We start from the raw sequence: 18,946 nt of genomic DNA, 5'->3' as shown, positions 1-18,946 counted from the left end.
GATGAAGCTTCGGGTGACTGTCTTCCGCTACCACAGGTGGCCCGAGGGCAACGAGATCAGGAACACATGGCTGAACAGGGCGTAGAGGCCGAGACCGAAGACCGTCGCCACGAGACAGGCGATCAGCAGCCGGCGCCCGCGGCGCGCGCCCAGGATGACCTGGACCGCCAGCAGGAAGAGCAGCGACGCCAGCGCGAAGCCGATCCACGGCATGAGTAGCGCATAGACGCAGAAGGCCGCCAGCGTGGCGAAGGCCAGCCGCCGTTGGACGAACCAACGGCCGGCTCCCACTCGGGTCGCCGGATCTGTCTGGCGCAGCGCCAGCGCCGACTGGACAACGATCGCCAGGTTGAAGATCACCAGAGCGCCGAGGATCAGCCGGGGAAACGATCCGGCACCCAGCGGTTCCCACATCGACGACGGCAGGTCGCCGGCCTGCACGAACAGGCCGACGAAAAGGGCCGCCAGTGCGGCATTGAAGATGACGTTGGCGAGCGCCTTGCCACGTTCGCTACTGGCCTCCCGCTCGGGGCGGGAGGCCATGTCGGTGGTCTTGCTCATCGCGCCAACTTGCCCGAAAGGCGCTCGATCGTGCCGTCGACGTTGTCGAGGTAGTCGGCGTACGCCTGCGGTCCCATGAACTCGACCTCGGCACCGGCCTTGTTGACCCGATCGACGAACTCGGGATCCTCGGACATGGCCTCGAAGTCTTTGGCCAGCGTCTCGACCCTGGCAGGGTCGATCCCCTTGGGTGCGACAATGCCGCGATTGATGCTCATGTCGAGATTGTCATAGCCGAGTTCGCGGAAGGTGGGAACGTCGGGGGTCTGTTCGAGCCGCGCTTTACTGCCGACGGCGAGGAATCGCAGGTCGCCGTTCTTGACGAACTCCAGGCTCGACGAGATATCGCCGATCGACGCGTCGATATGGCCACCCACCAGCGACCGGATACGGGCACCGGTCCCCTCGAAGCCGACGTAGCGGAACTGGGCGCCGATGGCGTCCTCGATCATTGCCGCGTGAACATGGGGGATGCCACCGAGGGTGGCGCCGACGCGAATCTCGCCGGGGTGCGCCTTGGCGTACTCGGCGAACTCGTCGAAGGTCTTCCAGTCGCTGTCGGCGTTGACCACGAGATATTGCGGCGACGAGGCCAGCGAGGCGATCGGCTGGAAATCGTCCCAGTTGAGCGTCGTCAGGCCGGTGGCGTTGGCGGCCATCAAGCCCTCGTGGATCTGGCCCACGGTGTAACCGTCGGGGTCTTTCTGGGCGAGTTCCTTGAGCCCGATCGTGCCGCTGACGCCGGGCATGTTGATCACTGGCATCGGCTGGCCGACAAATTTCGGCGCCGCATTGGAGATGATGCGCATCAGGGCATCGCTGCCGCCGCCCGGCGACCAGGGGACGATGAATTCGATGGCGTGGTCGGGGTAGTCGTCAGCCTGGGCAGACTGGCTGACTGTCAGGGCGCCGGCACCGAGCCCGACAGCCAGGGAAGCGATGGCTGCCCCGGAGGCGAACAGCCGCCCCAGATGCTTGCGGGGGGCCGGGAGGAGTACGTCGTAGAACATGGGTTGTCCTTGTTTTGGTCTGTTGGTTTGACGTCGTATCGATTTTTGCTGAGTCGTTGTCTCTGTCGCTGCCTCTCTTCAGGATGTTGCCTTGTGGATGCGCTTCGTTTCAGCGCTCGTCTACCCGAGCAGCAGGCCGCCGTAAACCAGTCCGACGACGACGGCCCATACCGGATGAAGCTTGAGTCGCCACAGCATGACGACGGCAATCGCGGCGATGATGCCCGTGTGGATCCAGCCTGCATCATGGACACCCTCGTCGAGAAACGACCAGGTGAGATAGCCCATCAGTACCATGATCACCGGTCTCACCCACTGGCTCATCGACTTGACCTTGATCGAATCCCGGTAGCGATACAGCGTTCCCAGCGCGACCAGCATCAGGATCAGCGAAGGGGCGACGGTGGCGAAGGTCGCCACCAGGCCGCCGCCGATCCCGGCGACGTCATAGCCGATGTAGCCGGCCATCTTGGTCGCGATCGGGCTGGGCAGGGTGTTGCCGAGTGCTAGCGTTTCGGCGAACTGCTGGGAGCTCATCCAGCCGTAGCGGCCGACCACTTCGTTCTCCACCAGGGGGATGATCGCCGGCCCGCCGCCGTAGCCAACGATATTGGGAATGAAGAAAGCCAGGAACAGGTCCCAGTAGATCATGGCCTGGCCTCCCCGCTGGGCTCGCGCCGCCGCTCCGGTCGCAGCAGGGCGGCGATGAGGATCGCGCCGATCACCAGTCCCGGATGGATGTCGAGCCCATAGATCAGACCGCCGGCGACCACGCCCATGACCAGGGTCGCGATCCAGCCGAGCACGACTCGGGATTTCTGGAAGAAGTCCCAGGTCAGTTGGGCCATCATCACCATCACCACCGGGACGACGCCCTCGCTCATGCCCTGGATCCAGCGCTGGTCGCGATAGCGGGTGAACAGCCCGAGCAGCACCATCATCGCCACGATGCACGGCACGATGACGGCGACGACAGCATTGATGCAGCCCAGCACCCCGCCGACCCGATAGCCGATGGTACCGGCCATCTTGGTCGCGATGGGGCCGGGCAGCGTGTTGCCGATGGCCAGTACGTCACCGAACTCCTCATCGTTCATCCACCGATAGCGGGTCACCGCTTCGGCGCGGACGAGGGGAATCATCGACGGACCGCCACCGAAGCCGAGCAGCCCGATACGCAGAAAGGCGATGAACAGGTGGCGCTGGGTGGTGAACGAACGCTTGGCCATCGATCAGAGCACCGCAATGCTGGAGTCGGTGCGGGGCTCGGTGCCGCCGCAATACACGCCACTGTCCGGATCGCGCAGGATGATCTGGCCTCGACCGTAGGCGGTGCTGTCCACGGCCACCGTCATCTGGTGGCCGCGCAGGGACATCTCGCGGACCAGGTGCATCGGGTAGCCGGGCTCGATACCGATCTTGCGCCCGCCCATCCACTGCCATCGCGGTGCGTCCAGCGCCGCCTGCGGGTTGAGGCCGAAGTCGACCAGGTTCATCACGACCTGCATGTGTCCCTGGGGCTGCATGAAGCCGCCCATGACGCCAAACGGGCCGAGCGCGGTCTCCCCTTGAGTCAAGAAGCCGGGAATGATGGTGTGGAAGGTGCGCTTGCCGGGGGCCAGCACGTTGACGTGGTCGGCATCCAGACTGAAGCCGTGGCCGCGATTCTGGAGCGATATGCCGGTATTCGGCACCACCACGCCGGAACCGAAACCGTGATAGTTGCTCTGGATATAGGAGACCATGTTGCCGTCGCTGTCGGCGGTGGCCAGGTAAACGGTGCCGCCAGCTTGTGGCTGCCCGGGCCGAGGATCGAGCGCGCGTTCGCCAATCAGGGCGCGGCGGGTGGCGGCATACTCGTCGCTCAACAGCGCGTCGACGCTGGTGCGCATGTGCTCGGCCTGGGTGATGTGGTGATGGCCGTCGGTATAGGCCAGCTTCATCGCTTCCAGTTGGCGGTGCAGCAGCCATGGATCGTCGCGCACCGTGACGTCGAATCCTTCCATCATCCGCAGCGCCATCAGCGCGACCATGCCCTGGCCGTTGGGCGGGATCTCCCAGACGTCGATGCCACGGTAGTTGACCGAGATCGGGTCGACCCACTCCGGCGCATAGTCGGCAAGGTCGTCGGCGCGTAGATAGCCACCGGTAGCCTGAGAGAAAGTATCGATCTGCTGTGCCAGCTCGCCACGGTAGAAGCTTTCGCAGCGACTCTCGGCCAGCATTTCCAGGGTTCTCGCCTGGGCCTCGTTACGATGGAGTTCGCCCGGGCGGGGCGCGCGCCCATTGGGCGTGAACGCCTCCAGCCAGGGGGCGATGGCGGGATCGTCCGCCTTGGCGCGAAACTCGATCTCGGCGCGCTGCCAGAGTTGGCTGATGACCGGGGAGACGGGGAAGCCTTCCCGGGCGATGCGGATCGCCGGCGCCAGCAGGGTGGCGAAATCCAGTTTGCCGTACTGGCTCGAGAGTTCGGCCCAGGCAGCGGGGGTGCCGGGGACGGTGACCGGGGTCCATCCATGCAGGGGCATCTCGGCATGCCCCGCCGCCTTGACCGCGTCGGGCGTCAATCGCTGCGGCGCATGTCCGCTGGCATTGAGCCCATGGAGCCTGCCGTGTCCAGCCGCACCCTCGGCCAGCCACACCAGGGCAAAGGCGTCGCCGCCGATACCGTTGCCGCTGGGCTCGACCACGGTCAGCATGGCTGCCGTCGCGATGGCGGCGTCTATCGCATTGCCGCCTTGGGCGAGGATGTCCCGCCCAGCCTGACTCGCCTGCGGCTGAGAAGCTGCCACCATGCCGTGTTTGGCATAGGTGGCGCTGCGGCGAGAAGGGAAGGGGTTGTTATGGTCGAAGGCAATAGACATGGCAATACCCGAATTATTGTAGGGCGGTTCGTTGGATGCCGAAGGTCATTCGGTTAACGGATGCTAATCGGTTATGATGTAAAAAATCGATTTTTTACTATGGCGTCGTATTGTTGTGCAGGTCAAGCCCTTGATTGGCGAGACGCCAGGGGGCGATGCGATAGTGAGTCTTTGCCATTGAATCGGAAGGGTCGTGTCTATGGGAGCAGAAGCTGCCACCACCAACATGACGGCGAGCCAGCTGTATGCGGCGCTGAAGCGCGATCTGATCGACGGCCGTTTTACCGCGGGACAGAAGCTGGCGATCACCGTGCTCAGGCAGCGTTACGGCGTCGGCCTGAGCCCACTGCGTGAGACGTTGAATCGGCTGGCCGCCTATGGACTGCTGGAGCAGGAGAATCAACGTGGCTTTCGAGTTCCCGCACTCAAGCGTGCCGAACTCGACGACATCGCCGATCTGCGGCGACGTCTGGAGGGGCTTGCGCTGGCCCAGGCGCTCCAGGCGGGCGGCGACGAATGGGAAGCTGGCCTGCTGGCGGCGTTTCACCGCCTCAAGCGAGCCGACGAGACCCCGGGGCAGTTGGAACACTGGGAGCAGATGCACCTCCAGTTTCATCGCCACCTGCTCGAACCCTGCGGTTCGGCGTGGCTGCTGCGCTTCATCGAGCAGTTGCATGACCAGTTCGATCGATATCGCCGGATGGCGCCGGCCAACGACACGATCCGGGAGACGCTCAACCTCCAGCACGGCCAACTGGTGGAACTCGCCATGGCCCGCGATGTTCCCGCGGCTCGGGCACTGCTCGAGGAGCACATCCGGCTTTCCCACGAGGTGGCACGGGGGGCCTGCCGAGAGGATCAAACCCGCCCGGAAGAGGGGGACTAGCGGACGGGGATCATCGGGCCAGGGCCTCTCGCTCCCGGATCATAGGCGTACGAGCGCGCCCTTGAGGCGCTGCTCCAGTCGCGTCAGCGAGAGGCTGTCGTCGGCCGGCCACGCCAGCCTCAGGCGCGCTCCCTGGCTATCGTAATCGGCGTCGGTGACGGGGACGTCGTGCTCGGCCAGCCAGCGGCGGGCTTCCGCCTCGTTGCTGAAATCGACCTGGATCGCCACTGCGCGGCGTTCGGTGAAAGCGCGCCTGGGCAGCGTGTCGAGCGCCTTGAGCACGGCCTGGGTATAGGCGCGAACCAGACCGCCGGTGCCCAGCTTGGTACCACCGAAGTAGCGCGTCACCACCGCGCCGACCTGGCCCAGGCCGCTACCCTCCAGCGCCTGGAACATGGGGCGTCCGGCGGTACCGCCCGGCTCGCCGTCGTCGGAGAAGCCGATCGCAACCTGTTCGCCGGGCGCGCCGGCGATGTAGGCGGAGCAGTGGTGGCTGGCATCTGGATAGGCGAGGCGGGTCTCGCCCAGCAGGGCCTCGAAGGTGGTGTTGTCCGGGGCAAGGCAGAGCCGACAGATGAACCGGCTCTTTTCGATCTCGAGGGCTTCGACATGCCACGCCCCGAGGGCAAGATCGGGAATGGGGTAGCGCATCAGGCCGCCTGGGGAGGATTGCGCATCACGCCCATGACCAGTCCCAGCACTTGCACATCCTCGTTCTTGAGGTAGATCGGCGGCATCCTGTCGTTGGCCGGCTGCAGGCGGACCCCGGACTTTTCGATGAACAGCTTCTTCAGGGTCACTTCCTGATTGTTGATCAGCACCACGGCGGTCTCGCCGTTTTCCGCCGACTCGTAGCGCTCGATGATGATCACGTCGCCATCGAAGATGTTGCTGTCGATCATCGAGTCGCCACGCACGCGCAGCGCATAGGTGTTGCGACGGACCAGCTTGGCCGGGACGTGAACGGTGGCATTGTCGAGGCAGGCTTCCATCGGCAGCCCGGCCGCGACCTGGCCCAGCAGCGGTATCTCGACCAGGTCGGTCGCGTCGATGGGTTCCCAGTTGCCGTCGATCAGCGGCAGGTTCGGCTGGCGCTGGAGATAGCTCGGTGCGGCGTTTGTCATCGTCTTCTCCCGAGGTGGTATCGCCATCATAGCAAGGCAAGCGGCGGCGGCAAGCCGGCAACGACCCGTGACGTTAGCGGGCAGCGACGTTGCTGGCCGCGTATGGCGGGCCCTTGCGCCTTCGGTGTAGAGTGGCGCCTGCCGTGGCCGGCGCCGTCGGCGAAACCTGTCCGGATCGCGAGGTCGCATGGCGGTGAAGGTGTCATTGCGGGCCAATCGGCTCGCCTGCGAGCGGGATGACCGTTGGCTGTTTCGATCGCTCGACCTGCGGGTCGAGGATGGCCATATCCTGCGTATCGAGGGGGCCAATGGCAGCGGCAAGACGACGCTGCTCAAGCTGCTGACCGGGCAGTTGCCGCCGACCGAAGGGCGCATCGAGTGGCATGGCGAGCCGCTGGCCGCATCCCGCGAGGCCTTCCTGTCGCAGCTTCTCTATGTCGGCCACGCCCCGGGTGTATCGGCTGCGCTCACCGCCCAGGAGAACCTCGCCTGGGCCGCTGCCATGGCCGGCGTCAGGGCGCCCGATCTCGATCTCGAACGGGCTCTCGAGGCAGTGGGGCTGGCGGGCTTCGAGGATATCCCTGCGCGACAGCTTTCCGCCGGTCAGCAGCGGCGCGTCGCCCTGGCGCGGCTCGAACTGATTCCGCGCCCGCTGTGGATCCTCGACGAACCCTTCACTGCCATCGATCGCGAGGGTGTCGCCTGGCTGGAGCAGCGGCTGCTCGCGCACGGTGACGCGGGAGGCGCGGTCGTCATGACCACACACCATACTTTTCACGCTAACGGTCGTGTAGACTCGCTGCTCCTGGGAGAGGCCGCATGAGCGCGAATTCGGGCGGTTCGACAATCCTGCGCGGCGAGGTAATCGGCCTGTGGGGCGGTTGCGTCGCCCAGGTTCGACGCGAGCTGAAGATCGCGCGGCGGCGCGGCGGCGATCTGGTCAACCCGCTGATGTTTCTGGCGCTGGTGGTGATGCTGTTCCCGCTGGGGATATCGCCCGAGCCGGCGCTGTTGGCCAGCGTTGCCCCTGGATTGCTGTGGGTGGCGGCATTGCTCGCCATGCTGCTGTCGCTGGACGGCCTGTTTCGCGGCGACTACGAGGATGGCAGCCTCGAGCAGATGCTGCTTTCACCGCTGCCTCTTCCCGTGCTCTGCCTGGCCAAGGTTTTTGTACACTGGCTGTTGACCGGGCTGCCGCTGGCGCTCTGCGCGCCGTTGCTCGGCGTGCTGCTGGCGCTGCCGGGGGCGGGCTATCTGGCGCTGTTGCTGTCGCTTGCGCTGGGAACGGCAACGCTCAGTCTGATCGGGGCGATCGGCGCCGCCTTGACCGTCGGCTTGCCGCGCGGTGGGGTGCTGCTCTCCCTGCTGGTGCTACCGCTCTACATCCCGGTGCTGATCTTCGGTGCCGGCGCGGTGAAGGCGGCCATCGAGGGCGGGATGGCAGGGCCTGCGCTGGCGTTGCTGGGGGCGCTGCTGGCGCTGGCCGTGGCCGCGGCACCATTCGCGATAGCCGGCGGTCTGAGGATCAGTTTGAACGGCTAGCGAGACCGGCTGCGGCGGGACAAGTCTCGGCAAGAACATGGTGATATAGCGCATGTGGACATTCGTGCACAAACTGGGCTCTCCCAAGTGGAGCTATGCGATCTGCGGCAGGCTGCAGCCCTTCTTCTGGGTCGCCGCGCTGATCCTGCTGCCGATCGGCACGGTCTGGTCGCTGGCGATATCGCCCCCCGATTACCAGATGGGTGACAGCTACCGCATCATCTATGTGCACGTGCCCTCGGCGATCCTGGCCCAGAGCGTGTTCGTCGCCATGGCCCTGGCTTCCGCGGTATTCCTGATCTGGAAGATCAAGGTCGCCGACATGGCCGCCAGCGTGATGGCACCGTTCGGCGCGGCGATGACCGTCCTGGGCTTGTTCAGCGGTTCGCTGTGGGGCGTGCCGACCTGGGGCACCTGGTGGACCTGGGATGCGCGGCTGACCTCGATGCTGATCCAGCTGTTTCTCTACATCGGCGTGATCGCGCTGCGCGGCGCCTTTGGCCGCGGCGACCAGGGCGCCAAGGCGGTGGCGGTGCTGACGCTGGTGGGGGTGGTCAACATCCCGATCATCAAGTACTCGGTGGTGTGGTGGAACACGCTGCATCAGCCGGCCACGTTCAGCCTGACCGAGCGGCCCGCGATGCCGGCCAGCATGTGGATGCCGCTACTGGTGATGGTACTGGGATTCTACGGCTTGTTCATCGCCCTGACGCTGTACCGGCTGCGCAGCGAGCTGATCCGCCGCGAATCGCGGGCTCGCTGGGTACAGGCGCTGGCCGACTGACAACCCGGATCGACAGGGCGACGCCGACCCTGCCGGCATCAATCAACGGAACGTGACATGGCTTTCGATTCATTCGCCGCCTTCCTGACCATGGGCGGCTATGCCAAATACGTCTGGCCTGCCTGGGGCCTGGCGGTGCTGATCATCGTCGGGTTCATCCTGTGGGCCAGGTTCGAGCGGCGCCAGCTCATGCAAGCGCTGACGCGACGCCAGCGCCGCGAGGCACGCCCCTCATGAGAGCCAAACGTCAACGCCGGCTGATCATCGTGGTCGGGCTGGTGGCGCTGGTCGCCATCGCGGTGGGGCTCACCCTCTACGCGCTGCGCGCCAACATCAATCTCTTCTTCACACCATCACAGATTGCCGCCGGCGAGGCGCCCCGCGGCCGCACCATGCGTCTCGGGGGCGTGGTCGAGAAAGACAGCGTCGAGCGCGAAAGCGACTCGCTGGAGGTCACGTTCCGGGTCACCGATTTCGCCGAGGATGTCGAAGTCCGCTACGACGACATCCTGCCCGACCTCTTCCGCGAGGGGCAGGGCGTGGTGGTGATCGGCCAGCTTGACGACGCTGGCGAATTCATCGCCCAGCAGGTGCTGGCCAAGCACGATGAGACCTACATGCCGCCCGAGGTCGCCGAGGCGCTGAAGGCCACCGGCAACCTGCCGGACGGCAGCGTCCCGTCCTCTTGAGACGCTGCCTCGTCAAACGTTGCGAGTGACACCATGTTGATTCGAACTCTGCCCGAACTGGGACACTTCGCGCTGATTCTGGCACTCGCCATGGCCGTGCTGCAGGCGATCGTGCCGCTATGGGGCGCCGCCACCCGGCGCCCGCTGTGGATGGCGTTCGCCCAGCCCATGGCCTGGGGGCAGTTCCTCTTTCTGGTCTTCGCGTATCTCAGCCTGACCGCAAGCTTCGCGCTGGATGATTTCAGCGTCGCCTACGTCGCCAACAACTCCAACTCGCTGCTGCCGTGGTACTACAAGCTGAGTGCGGTTTGGGGCAGCCACGAGGGGTCGGTACTGCTATGGGTGCTGATCCTGAGCGGCTGGAGCTTCGCCGTCAGCCTCTTCTCCCAGCGTCTGCCGCGCGACATGCTGGCTCGCGTGCTCGGGGTGATGGGCTGGATCAGCAGCGGCTTTCTGCTGTTCATTCTGCTGACGTCCAACCCTTTCGAGCGCCTGCTGCCCGACGTGCCGACAGACGGCGCCGATCTCAATCCGCTGTTGCAGGATTTCGGTCTGATCGTGCACCCGCCGATGCTCTACATGGGGTATGTCGGTTTTTCGGTCGTATTCGCCTTCGCCATGGCGGCGCTGCTCGGTGGCAGGCTCGACGCAGCCTGGACGCGCTGGGCACGACCCTGGACCAACGTCGCCTGGGCGTTTCTCACCATGGGGATCGCACTGGGCAGTTGGTGGGCCTACTACGAGCTGGGCTGGGGCGGCTGGTGGTTCTGGGACCCGGTCGAGAACGCCTCGCTATTGCCTTGGCTGGCCGGCACCGCGTTGATCCATTCGCTGGCGGTGACGGAAAAGCGCGGCACCTTCAAGAACTGGACGGTACTGCTGGCGATCTTCACCTTCTCGCTGTCGCTGCTGGGTACCTTCCTGGTGCGCTCTGGCGTTTTGAGCTCGGTCCACGCCTTCGCCAACGACCCCTCTCGCGGTACGTTCATCCTGGCCCTTCTCGGTGTCACCGTGGGCCTGTCGCTGGCGATCTTCGCGCTGCGTGCTCCCCGGGTTCAATCCCTTGCGGGCTTTGGCTGGCTGTCGCGGGATTCGCTGTTGCTGATCAACAACATCGTGCTGGTGGTGATGACCGTCACCGTGCTGCTGGGCACCATCTATCCGCTGCTGCTGGATGCGCTGGGCCTGGGCAAGATCAGCGTGGGGCCGCCCTATTTCAATGCGCTGTTCGTGCCGCTGACGGCGCTGCTCTGCCTGTTCATGGGGCTCGGGCCGCTGGCACGCTGGAAGCGCATGCCGGGTCGGGAGCTCGCCCGGCGCCTGGGGGGAGCAGCCATCGTCGCGATGGTGGTCGCTGCAGTCCTGCCGCTTCTCTACGGCGGAAGCTTCAGTCTCGGCGTCACGCTGGGCTTGCTGCTGGCGCTTTGGCTGGCCCTGTCGTTGGCGCGGGATATCGTTGATAAAACCCGCCGCGGCCGGCTGGGCGGACTGAAGAAACTGACGTTGGCCTACTGGGGCATGGTGCTGGGGCACCTGGGGCTGGCGGTGACCATCGTCGGCGTGGCGATGGTGTCGCATTACAACATCGAGCGGAACGTGCGGCTGGCGCCGGGGCAGCATGTCGAGGTGGGCGGATATCAGTTCGCGATGACCGACTTTCGGGAGCGAAGCGGCCCCAACTACACCGCGGATACCGCCACCATCGAGGTGACCCGGCCCGGACGCGCAAGTTTCACGATGCAGCCCGAGAAGCGCTTCTATGTCGCCAGCGGCATGCCGATGACCGATGTCGCGCTGCGTCCGGGGCTGTTCAGCGACCTCTACGTGGCGCTGGGGGAGAAGCTCGACAACGGCGACTGGTCGCTGCGGATTCAGCTCAAACCCTTCGTGCGCTGGCTGTGGCTGGGGGCGCTGATGATGGCGGCGGGTGGTATTCTTGCCGTCATCGACCGTCGCTATCGCCGGGTGCCGAGGCGCTCCGCGGCGGTGCGCACGCACGAATCGATTCCACCCGGCGCCGGAGCGAGGGGGGATATCTCATGACACGTCGCCTGCTGCTGTTGATACCGTTGCTGCTGTTCGCCGCACTGGTGGTATTCCTTTATCGCGGCTTGGCCAAGGATCCCGCGGCGCGGGATTCGGCGCTGCTGGCCAGAGATTTTCCGGCGTTCAACCTGACCACGCTGGATGACCCGAATCGCACGCTGGACCGCTCGCTGCTCAAGGGCCAGGTGACCCTGGTCAATGTCTGGGGTGAGTGGTGCCCGACCTGCAAGCAGGAGATGCCGCAGTTGCTGGCGCTGGCCGATCGCGGCGTGCGCCTGGTCGGCGTCGATTACAAGGACACGCGGGAGAACGGGCGGCAGTTTCTCGACGAGTTCGGCGACCCGTTCGAGGTCTCGCTGTTCGACCCGGAAGGCACGCTCGGTTTCGATCTCGGGGTCTACGGCGCGCCGGAGAGTTTCCTGGTCGACGCCGAAGGGGTCATTCGCTACCACCACACCGGCTATATCACGCCGCAGGATGTCGAGGACGTGATCCTCCCCGAGGTGAACAAATGGCAGCCATGACCCGTCGACTCCTTTCGATCTGCCTGCTGGCGATCGTCATCCTGACGGGCACCGCGGCTATCGCGGCCATCGAAGTGCAGGATTTCGAAGATCCCGCCTTGATGCAGCGCTACGAGGATCTGACCACCCGGCTGCGCTGTCCCAAGTGTCAGAACGAATCGATCGGCGCCTCGAACTCGCCGATCGCCGCTGACATGCGCGAGCGTGTCGCCGCGCTGCTGCGCAATGGCCAGAGCGATCGGCAGATCGAGAACGCCATGGTCAGTCGCTTCGGCGATTATGCGCTCTACGATCCGCGGCTGGATGCGCGCACCTGGCTGCTGTGGGGCTTGCCCTTCGGCCTGTTGGCGATCGGCGCCGGCGTGGTGGCCGGCTTCGTCTTGCGCCGGCGTCGGCGGGATGGCCGCGAATCGGCCAGCGCCGTTCTGGACGAACACGAAAGGCGTCGACTCGAGGCACTGATCTCGCGTCACGACGCCGGTTCGCACGGCCGTCGCAATGACGGGGGAGCGCCATGATCCCGTTATGGACAGGTATCGTCGCGCTGCTGTTGCTGAGCCTGTGGCTGCTGTGGCTGCCGCTCCGTCGCGCCGCCGGTTTGCGTGACGCGCTGATGACGTTCGAGGCCGACGATCGCAACAATGCCGAGAACCTGGCGATCTATCGTCAACGGTTGGCCGCGCTGGAAGCGGCGCTGGCCGAGGGCGAGATCGACCGGAAGCGCTTCGCCGAGGACCGCCTGGAACTCGACCGGCGGCTTCTGGAGGATGCCGGCAGCACCGGTCGACGGCCGCTGCGACGCGTCCAGGCCGGCCGTTGGCTGCTGCCGGTCGTGGCCGTCGTGGTGATCGCCGGCACGCTAGGGTTCTACGATCAGACCGGCGATCGCCGCGATCTGGCGCTCTATCAGGTCATCCAGTCGCTGACTCATGCGCCGCCGGAGACGCGTCTGGCCGCCCTGGAAGTCGAGGCCCGGCGCCAGGATGACAATCCCAAGGCGTGGGCCGAGCTGTTTTCGCGCTATCGCGACAGCGGCCAGTTCGACAAGGCGATCATGACGCTCGAGCGACTGGTCGCGCTGCAGGGGCGCCAGCCGTCGCTGCTCGCCCAACTGGCGCAGATGAAGTTCTTCGCCGCCCACCGCACGTTGACCGATGAGGTCCAGGCGCTGGCCGACGAGACGCTGAAACTCGACCCGCGCCAGCCGACGGTACTCGGCATGCTCGGCATCGATGCCTTCGACCACGCCCGCTACCCACAGGCGATCGACTACTGGCGCCGCGCCATGGCCGGCTATCAGGATGCCGAGTCGGGTCAGGCGCTGCGCAAGGTGATCGCCGTTGCCCAGCAGCGCCTGGCCGCGGCCCGGGAAACGCCTGCCAATACGCTGGACACGGCGCCGGACGAGACGTCGCCAGTGGGGCCGACGTCGGCTGCTGCCGCAGCGGAGCAACTCTCGTTGCAGGTCGACCTGACGTTGTCGCCATCGTTGCAGGGGCGTCTACCGGCCGATACCCCGGTCTTCCTGGTGGCACGGGACGTCGATGGCCGCCGGCCGCCGCTGGCGATCTCGCGGACGACGCTGGGCGCCTTGCCACGGACGCTGACGTTGAGCGACGCCCAGGCGATGACCGCCGGCGCGCGCCTCTCCCAGGCCGATCGCGTCGATCTGGTGGCGCGCGTCTCGGCGACCGGCCAGGCAACCCCGCAATCCGGCGATCTATATGGTCGGCTCGACGGCGTCGAGGTGGCCGGTTCGGCGACGTTGGCGCTGGATATCGATCACGCAGTGCCTTAGGCTCTGCCGAAACCCGTGGCGGGTTGTCTTCGTCGGCGATCCGCCGCCCACTCGGTTTTCGGAGTTCTCTTTCCCGCATGCGCCTCAAGTCCATCAAGCTGGCCGGCTTCAAGTCGTTCGTCGATCCGGTCACGGTGCCGTTCGACAGCAACATGACCGCCATCGTCGGACCCAACGGCTGCGGCAAGTCCAACGTCATCGACGCGGTACGCTGGGTAATGGGGGAGTCCTCCGCCAAGACCCTGCGCGGCGAATCGATGACCGATGTCATCTTCAATGGCTCCACCGGTCGTTCCCCCATCGGTCAGGCCTCCATCGAACTGGTCTTCGACAATCGCGATGGCGAACTCGGCGGCGCCTATGCCGGATACAACGAGATCGCAGTCAAACGCCTGGTGACCCGCGAGGCGCAATCCAGCTATTTCCTCAACGGCCAGAAATGCCGTCGGCGCGATATTGCCGATATCTTCCTTGGCACCGGCCTTGGGCCGCGCTCCTACGCGATCATCGGCCAGGGCATGATTTCCCGGCTCGTCGAAGCCCGCCCGGAAGAGCTGCGCAACACGCTGGAGGAGGCGGCAGGGATCTCGAAATACAAGGAGCGTCGACGGGAGACCGAAAACCGCCTGCGACGGACCCAGGAGAACCTCGAGCGGCTCGACGACATTCGCGAGGAACTCGACAAGCAGCTCGAGCGGCTCAAGCGCCAGGCGGAGGCCGCCAAGCGCTATCGCACGCTGAAAGCCGAGGAGCATCGCCTGCGCGGCGAGCTGGCGATGCTGCGCGAACGCGCCCTGCGCAGCCAGCAGCGCGAGGAAGAAGCTCGCGTTCGCGACTGCGAGATCCAGGTCGAGCGCGAGATTCTCGGCCAGCGCCAGTGCGAGACGCGGCTGGCGGAGGGCCGGGAAACCCACGACGCCGTTGCCGCCGAGCTGGAGTCCCACCAGGCCGCGTTCTACCAGACCGGCGCTGACATTGCCCGGCTGGAGCAGTCGCTCGAGCACGCCCGGCAGCGGCAGCAGCAGCTCTCGGGTGACCTGGAGAGTGCGCAGCGGGAGCGGGACGCCCTGGCGCAGCTGATCGCACAGGACGAGGCGCGTCGTGGCGAATGGGACATCCGGCTCGAAACGCTGCTCCCCGAGATCGAGATGGCCGACGAGGCGCTGCTGACGCTGGAGATGCAGCTCGAAGACGCCGAGAACTCGGCGCAGGCCTGCCAGCAGCAGTGGGAGGCGTTCAGCGAACAGGATCGTGATGCCCGCCACCAGGCCGAGCGCGAGCAGGAGAGCATCCAGCGCCTCGAGCGTCAGCTCGAGGAACTGACCCGCGAGTTGGAGCGCCGCCGGCAGCAGCGATCGGAACTGCCGGACGTCGACGACCTCGATGACGAGAAAGCTTCGCTGCAGGAAGCGCTGGCCGTGCTGGATGAGCGCCAGCAGACGTTGGAGATTCGCCGCGAGGAGCGCCAGCGCTCCCGGGAACGTGCCCGCGAGGGCCAGGCCGAAGCACAGGCGGCCAGGGATGGAGAGCGCGAGCGCCAGCATCGCTGCCAGGGTGAAGTGGCGTCGCTCGAGGCGCTGATCGAGGCGGCTCTCGACGATGACGACGCCAGCCTGGCCGAACACCTCGCCGATCACCCACTGGGCAGGGCGCCACGAGTCGCCGAGAGCCTGGAGGTCACGGCCGGTTGGGAGCGCACCGTCGCCTGGGTGCTCGGGCCCTGGCTGAAGGCGCGTCTGGCCGAGCCGGAATCCGCCCGTGAGCCGCTGACATCACTGGCGAGCGGGGAGCTGCCGGTGGTGTCGCTTCAGGCCACGACGAGCGCGCCCGCCGAATCGCTGGGAGCCCGGGTCAAGGGGGCTGGGGCTTTGACGACACTGCTGGCGGCGATTCACTGTGCCGACGACACCGCGGCCGCGTGGCGGATGACGGCCGATCTTGGCCCGGGGCAGAGCGTGATCACCCGGGACGGTCTGTGGCTGGGGCGCGGCTGGGCCCGACGACTCGGTCGCGACGATGCCAACGCGGATAGCGTGTTGTTGCAGCGGCAACGCCGCGACGCACTGGTCGAAGAACTCGCCGCGCTCGACGCCACGCTGGTCGAGCGCGATTCGCGGATCGCCCAGTGGCAGGCCGAGATCGATGGCTGCGAGGCTGCACTGGAATCGCTGCGCCATGAAGAGCGGGAACTGGCCGACCAGCGTCAGGCGCAGTCGACCCGGCTGGCGGCGGTGGAGAGCCGGCTAGAGCATGTCGCTTCACGGCTGCGGGAGTTCGAAACCGAGCTGGCGCAGAGCCAGGACCGCCACGCGACGCAGCGGCTGGAGCTCGAAACCACGCGGGAGCGTTGGCAGCAGGCGCTCGACCGGGTCGACGCCAACGCTGCCGAGCGCGAAGTGCTGCAGACGGCGCGCGAGCAGAGCCAGGCGCGTCTGGGGGAGTTGCGTCAGCAACAGCGGCAGACGCATCAGACCCAGCAGCAACTGGCGCTCGAACGCCAGCGTCTCGAGGCGCAGCGCGGCGAGCTTCAGCAGCAGGTCGAGCGCAGCCGAGGCCAGCTCGCCCGCCTGGACGAACGCTGTGAGTGGCTTCGAGAGCAACGAGAGACGCTCCACGAACCCGGCGAGGATCAGCGTGAACGCCTGAAGCGGTTGCTTGAAACGCGATCCCAGCAGGAGGCCACGCTCGACCGCTGCCGGGATCGGGCCAGCCAGATCGGCGAGACGCTACGCCAGACCGAGATCGACCGACAGCAGCACGAGCGCAATCTCGAGGGGCTCCGCCAACGGCTGCAGGAAGCGCGGATGCAGGTTCAGGCCCTGACGCTCAAGGCCGATGCCCAGCGGGAGACACTGGCGGAGCAGCAGCAGGATGAGCAGACGCTGCGGGAGAATCTCGATCCCAATGCCACGGAATCGGCCTGGCAGACCCGCCTGGAGGAGACCGGCGAGCGCATCCGTCGCCTCGGGGCCATCAACCTGGCGGCGATCGAGGAGTACGAGCAGCAGAGCGAGCGGCGCGACTATCTCGAGGCCCAGCACGCCGAACTGAGCGAGGCGATCGAGACGCTGGAGCGTGCGATCAAGCGCATCGACCAGGAGACCAGGACCCGTTTCAAGCAGACTTTCGAGGAAGTGAATCGTGGCCTGATGGCACTTTTTCCCAGAGTCTTCGGTGGTGGGGCCGCATGGTTGACCCTCACGGGGGAGGATTTGCTGGAGACGGGCGTGGCGATCATGGCACGGCCACCGGGCAAGAAAAACAGCACCATTCATTTGCTGTCCGGGGGAGAAAAAGCGCTGACGGCGCTGTCCTTGGTATTCGCCATCTTCCAGCTCAATCCGGCCCCTTTTTGCATGCTCGACGAGGTAGACGCCCCCCTCGACGATGCGAACGTGGGGCGTTACGCGAAACTGGTCAAGGAAATGTCCGAGAGCGTGCAGTTCATCTTCATCACCCATAACAAAATTGCGATGGAAGCTGCCGAGAGGTTGATGGGCGTCACGATGCAGGAGCCGGGCGTCTCGCGTCTGGTATCCGTGGGTGTGGATGAGGCGGCGTCGATGGCAGAGGCGTCCTGAAGTTGGCAAAAATAGCCAAACCGGCTAAAGGCGTAATAGGATGTTCGACATCGAAGGGAATTGAAGGGTGATTGCTGATGGGCAAAACTTTGCTTGACAAAGAAAAAAAGTAGCCCATTTTTGACAAATCACGCTATGCTAGTGCCGACATGCAGAATGCATGTTGTCCTCTTCCAGCATAGTGGCACCGCGAACAGGCAAGACGACCCATGGAACTAAGAGAGTGGCTGATCATCCTGGGGCTGGTTTTGGTGGCGACCATCGTGATCGATGGCTTCCGTCGCCTACAGCGCCAACGTCGAGTTCCACGCCTAGATCAGGCGATGGGAGATAATGGAGTCGACGACGGATCCGAGACGGATCCGGAACAGGCGGCCCGCGAGGCCGAGGTCAACTGGGAATTGCCCAATGGAGGGGCACGTGTCCTGCGTCCGGCGACGTTCGAGCGTAGCGGCGACGGCTCGGAACCGGTCAGACCCTCAGAGCCCAAGCGACAGGAGCGGATTCCGGAAGAGAAGCTGCAGAGCAGCATACTCGACCGTAGTACGCGGTCGTCGTTCGCCGATATGCAGCACAACGTCAAGAGTGCCGTTCGCGCGGGCGCCAAGCGTGTCAGTGAGTCGGCCCAGCGCCTGAGCCACAAGCGCGAGGAGGCCCGGCGCGAGGCCGAGGAGACCCGCGCGGGAACGCCGGCGCGGCATCAAGAGCCTCATCTGCAAGAGCCTCATCTGAGAGCTGATGAAGTCGCCGGTACCGAAACGCCCGACCGTCTTCAGATCACGGCCCTGGTGCCGCCCGGTGATGGCCAGGCTGTCGCTGTCGATGCCGGTGCTCGGATGGCCGGGGAAGCGGAGGCGTCTCAGCAGCAGGATCGTCCGCTGTCAGCTGTGCGTGGCGAGGACGAATCGACCGCCCGCGCCGCGGTGCCGATGGAAGAGATCGAGGAGGCGCCACGCAACGATGTGGTGACTCAACACCCCGCCGTCGAACGTGCCAAGCGCCACCATGTGAGCGCGGCGCGGGCCAGGGAAACCCTGGCGCACTCCGAGGAGATCATCGTCATCAGCGTGCTGGCGAGAACGGAAGCGGGCTTCGACGGTGCCGATCTGCTCAACCTGATGCTGGCCTGCGGTTTGCGCTTCAGCGAGATGGGTATCTTCCATCGCTACGAAACCGAAGCCGACGATAGCGAATTGCAGTTCTCGATGGTCAATGTCGTCAAGCCGGGTGTGTTCGATCTGGATAGCATGCAGGAGATCGTGACGCCGGGCGTGACCTTCCTGATGCCGCTCCCGGGCGCCAACGACACGGCCGCGGCCTTCGAAGCGATGCTGGAGACGGCGATGGTGCTGGTACGCAATCTGGGCGGCGAGCTGAAGGACGAGAACCACAGCGTGATGACCGCGCAGACGATCGAGTTCGCGCGTCAGCGGGTGCAGGAGTTCGAGCGTCGCCACCGGTTGCATCGCTATCAGGCCAATTGACACAGCCTGACACGGAACGCGGTAGCGGTTTGACGACGGGGCCTTCGGGCCCC

General features: G+C 65.6%; 19 protein-coding genes. 12 read left to right on the top strand and 7 right to left on the bottom strand.

What is annotated here, in order from left to right; all coding sequences use genetic code 11:
• Nucleotides 1–27: 27 nt before the first annotated feature.
• The 5 genes from DOM54_RS01620 to DOM54_RS01600 all read right to left on the bottom strand — a co-directional run bounded on the left by DOM54_RS01620 (nucleotide 28) and on the right by DOM54_RS01600 (nucleotide 4,435).
• Complete coding sequence (locus DOM54_RS01620; protein ID WP_110714688.1) at nucleotides 28–561, bottom strand: tripartite tricarboxylate transporter TctB family protein; 534 nt, start codon at nucleotides 559–561, stop codon at nucleotides 28–30.
• The gene (locus tag DOM54_RS01615; RefSeq protein ID WP_110714687.1) at nucleotides 558–1,571 is read right to left on the bottom strand and encodes a Bug family tripartite tricarboxylate transporter substrate binding protein; all 1,014 of its coding nucleotides are present in this window, start codon (nucleotides 1,569–1,571) and stop codon (nucleotides 558–560) included. Before DOM54_RS01615 ends, DOM54_RS01620 begins: the two co-directional genes overlap by 4 nt.
• A 120-nt stretch (nucleotides 1,572–1,691) precedes the next feature.
• Entirely contained in the window at nucleotides 1,692–2,222 is a 531-nt protein-coding gene (locus DOM54_RS01610) for a chromate transporter (protein WP_110714686.1), read from the bottom strand.
• Nucleotides 2,219–2,800, bottom strand: a complete 582-nt coding sequence (locus DOM54_RS01605; protein WP_110714685.1) for a chromate transporter — start codon at nucleotides 2,798–2,800, stop codon at nucleotides 2,219–2,221. Before DOM54_RS01605 ends, DOM54_RS01610 begins: the two co-directional genes overlap by 4 nt.
• A gap of 3 nt (nucleotides 2,801–2,803) precedes the next feature.
• Nucleotides 2,804–4,435, bottom strand: a complete 1,632-nt coding sequence (locus tag DOM54_RS01600; protein ID WP_110714684.1) for a gamma-glutamyltransferase family protein — start codon at nucleotides 4,433–4,435, stop codon at nucleotides 2,804–2,806.
• A gap of 199 nt (nucleotides 4,436–4,634) precedes the next feature.
• Here DOM54_RS01600 and DOM54_RS01595 point away from each other — a divergent pair, with 199 nt between their 5' ends.
• Nucleotides 4,635–5,321, top strand: a complete 687-nt coding sequence (locus tag DOM54_RS01595; RefSeq protein WP_110714683.1) for a GntR family transcriptional regulator — start codon at nucleotides 4,635–4,637, stop codon at nucleotides 5,319–5,321.
• Between the two features lie 39 nt (nucleotides 5,322–5,360).
• Here DOM54_RS01595 and DOM54_RS01590 read toward each other — a convergent pair whose 3' ends face one another.
• Both DOM54_RS01590 and DOM54_RS01585 read right to left on the bottom strand, forming a co-directional pair.
• Nucleotides 5,361–5,972, bottom strand: a complete 612-nt coding sequence (locus tag DOM54_RS01590) for an IMPACT family protein (RefSeq protein ID WP_110714682.1) — start codon at nucleotides 5,970–5,972, stop codon at nucleotides 5,361–5,363.
• A complete protein-coding gene (locus DOM54_RS01585) occupies nucleotides 5,972–6,445 on the bottom strand; it encodes a LexA family protein (protein WP_110714681.1) in 474 nt (157 codons plus the stop codon). The genes DOM54_RS01590 and DOM54_RS01585 overlap by 1 nt, the downstream gene beginning before the upstream one ends.
• Before the next feature lie 187 nt (nucleotides 6,446–6,632).
• Here DOM54_RS01585 and ccmA point away from each other — a divergent pair, with 187 nt between their 5' ends.
• The 11 genes from ccmA to zipA all read left to right on the top strand — a co-directional run bounded on the left by ccmA (nucleotide 6,633) and on the right by zipA (nucleotide 18,893).
• Nucleotides 6,633–7,268 (top strand): cytochrome c biogenesis heme-transporting ATPase CcmA, encoded by a 636-nt coding sequence (gene ccmA, locus DOM54_RS01580; protein WP_281430351.1) that lies wholly within the window; start codon nucleotides 6,633–6,635, stop codon nucleotides 7,266–7,268.
• A complete protein-coding gene (gene ccmB / locus DOM54_RS01575; RefSeq protein ID WP_110714680.1) occupies nucleotides 7,265–7,987 on the top strand; it encodes a heme exporter protein CcmB in 723 nt (240 codons plus the stop codon). The genes ccmA and ccmB overlap by 4 nt, the downstream gene beginning before the upstream one ends.
• Nucleotides 7,988–8,039: 52 nt before the next feature.
• Nucleotides 8,040–8,771, top strand: coding sequence for a heme ABC transporter permease (locus tag DOM54_RS01570; protein WP_110714679.1), 732 nt, complete (start codon nucleotides 8,040–8,042; stop codon nucleotides 8,769–8,771).
• 57 nt (nucleotides 8,772–8,828) lie between these two features.
• Entirely contained in the window at nucleotides 8,829–9,008 is a 180-nt protein-coding gene (gene ccmD / locus DOM54_RS01565) for a heme exporter protein CcmD (protein WP_110714678.1), read from the top strand.
• A complete protein-coding gene (ccmE, locus tag DOM54_RS01560) occupies nucleotides 9,005–9,460 on the top strand; it encodes a cytochrome c maturation protein CcmE (protein ID WP_110714677.1) in 456 nt (151 codons plus the stop codon). Before ccmD ends, ccmE begins: the two co-directional genes overlap by 4 nt.
• Before the next feature lie 33 nt (nucleotides 9,461–9,493).
• Nucleotides 9,494–11,503 carry a heme lyase CcmF/NrfE family subunit gene (locus DOM54_RS01555; protein WP_110714676.1) on the top strand — a complete coding sequence of 670 codons (2,010 nt, stop codon included), beginning with the start codon at nucleotides 9,494–9,496 and terminating at the stop codon, nucleotides 11,501–11,503.
• Entirely contained in the window at nucleotides 11,500–12,030 is a 531-nt protein-coding gene (locus DOM54_RS01550) for a DsbE family thiol:disulfide interchange protein (RefSeq protein WP_110714675.1), read from the top strand. Before DOM54_RS01555 ends, DOM54_RS01550 begins: the two co-directional genes overlap by 4 nt.
• Nucleotides 12,018–12,548: a cytochrome c-type biogenesis protein gene (locus tag DOM54_RS01545; protein ID WP_110714674.1), complete on the top strand. Its 531-nt coding sequence runs from the start codon at nucleotides 12,018–12,020 to the stop codon at nucleotides 12,546–12,548. Before DOM54_RS01550 ends, DOM54_RS01545 begins: the two co-directional genes overlap by 13 nt.
• Nucleotides 12,545–13,828 (top strand): c-type cytochrome biogenesis protein CcmI, encoded by a 1,284-nt coding sequence (gene ccmI / locus DOM54_RS01540; RefSeq protein ID WP_110714673.1) that lies wholly within the window; start codon nucleotides 12,545–12,547, stop codon nucleotides 13,826–13,828. The genes DOM54_RS01545 and ccmI overlap by 4 nt, the downstream gene beginning before the upstream one ends.
• Nucleotides 13,829–13,905: 77 nt before the next feature.
• Complete coding sequence (gene smc, locus DOM54_RS01535; protein WP_110714672.1) at nucleotides 13,906–17,409, top strand: chromosome segregation protein SMC; 3,504 nt, start codon at nucleotides 13,906–13,908, stop codon at nucleotides 17,407–17,409.
• A gap of 209 nt (nucleotides 17,410–17,618) precedes the next feature.
• Nucleotides 17,619–18,893, top strand: coding sequence for a cell division protein ZipA (zipA, locus tag DOM54_RS01530; RefSeq protein ID WP_110714671.1), 1,275 nt, complete (start codon nucleotides 17,619–17,621; stop codon nucleotides 18,891–18,893).
• Nucleotides 18,894–18,946: the final 53 nt, after the last annotated feature.

Origin of the sequence: Salinicola acroporae (assembly GCF_003206615.1) — a bacterium.
In the GTDB taxonomy this organism is placed as follows: Bacteria; Pseudomonadota; Gammaproteobacteria; order Pseudomonadales; family Halomonadaceae; genus Salinicola; species Salinicola acroporae.
The sequence above is the reverse complement of the archived record's forward strand: the minus strand, read 5'-3'. Positions and strand labels throughout refer to the sequence as shown.

Excerpts from the sequence above, each read along its gene's own strand:
- DOM54_RS01620 (WP_110714688.1), bottom strand. The coding sequence starts at position 561 with ATGAGCAAGACCACCGACATGGCCTCCCGCCCCGAGCGGGAGGCCAGT.
- DOM54_RS01615 (WP_110714687.1), bottom strand. The coding sequence starts at position 1,571 with ATGTTCTACGACGTACTCCTCCCGGCCCCCCGCAAGCATCTGGGGCGG.
- DOM54_RS01610 (WP_110714686.1), bottom strand. The coding sequence starts at position 2,222 with ATGATCTACTGGGACCTGTTCCTGGCTTTCTTCATTCCCAATATCGTT.
- DOM54_RS01605 (WP_110714685.1), bottom strand. The coding sequence starts at position 2,800 with ATGGCCAAGCGTTCGTTCACCACCCAGCGCCACCTGTTCATCGCCTTT.
- DOM54_RS01600 (WP_110714684.1), bottom strand. The coding sequence starts at position 4,435 with ATGTCTATTGCCTTCGACCATAACAACCCCTTCCCTTCTCGCCGCAGC.
- DOM54_RS01595 (WP_110714683.1), top strand. The coding sequence starts at position 4,635 with ATGGGAGCAGAAGCTGCCACCACCAACATGACGGCGAGCCAGCTGTAT.
- DOM54_RS01590 (WP_110714682.1), bottom strand. The coding sequence starts at position 5,972 with ATGCGCTACCCCATTCCCGATCTTGCCCTCGGGGCGTGGCATGTCGAA.
- DOM54_RS01585 (WP_110714681.1), bottom strand. The coding sequence starts at position 6,445 with ATGACAAACGCCGCACCGAGCTATCTCCAGCGCCAGCCGAACCTGCCG.
- ccmA (WP_281430351.1), top strand. The coding sequence starts at position 6,633 with ATGGCGGTGAAGGTGTCATTGCGGGCCAATCGGCTCGCCTGCGAGCGG.
- ccmB (WP_110714680.1), top strand. The coding sequence starts at position 7,265 with ATGAGCGCGAATTCGGGCGGTTCGACAATCCTGCGCGGCGAGGTAATC.
- DOM54_RS01570 (WP_110714679.1), top strand. The coding sequence starts at position 8,040 with ATGTGGACATTCGTGCACAAACTGGGCTCTCCCAAGTGGAGCTATGCG.
- ccmD (WP_110714678.1), top strand. The coding sequence starts at position 8,829 with ATGGCTTTCGATTCATTCGCCGCCTTCCTGACCATGGGCGGCTATGCC.
- ccmE (WP_110714677.1), top strand. The coding sequence starts at position 9,005 with ATGAGAGCCAAACGTCAACGCCGGCTGATCATCGTGGTCGGGCTGGTG.
- DOM54_RS01555 (WP_110714676.1), top strand. The coding sequence starts at position 9,494 with ATGTTGATTCGAACTCTGCCCGAACTGGGACACTTCGCGCTGATTCTG.
- DOM54_RS01550 (WP_110714675.1), top strand. The coding sequence starts at position 11,500 with ATGACACGTCGCCTGCTGCTGTTGATACCGTTGCTGCTGTTCGCCGCA.
- DOM54_RS01545 (WP_110714674.1), top strand. The coding sequence starts at position 12,018 with ATGGCAGCCATGACCCGTCGACTCCTTTCGATCTGCCTGCTGGCGATC.
- ccmI (WP_110714673.1), top strand. The coding sequence starts at position 12,545 with ATGATCCCGTTATGGACAGGTATCGTCGCGCTGCTGTTGCTGAGCCTG.
- smc (WP_110714672.1), top strand. The coding sequence starts at position 13,906 with ATGCGCCTCAAGTCCATCAAGCTGGCCGGCTTCAAGTCGTTCGTCGAT.
- zipA (WP_110714671.1), top strand. The coding sequence starts at position 17,619 with ATGGAACTAAGAGAGTGGCTGATCATCCTGGGGCTGGTTTTGGTGGCG.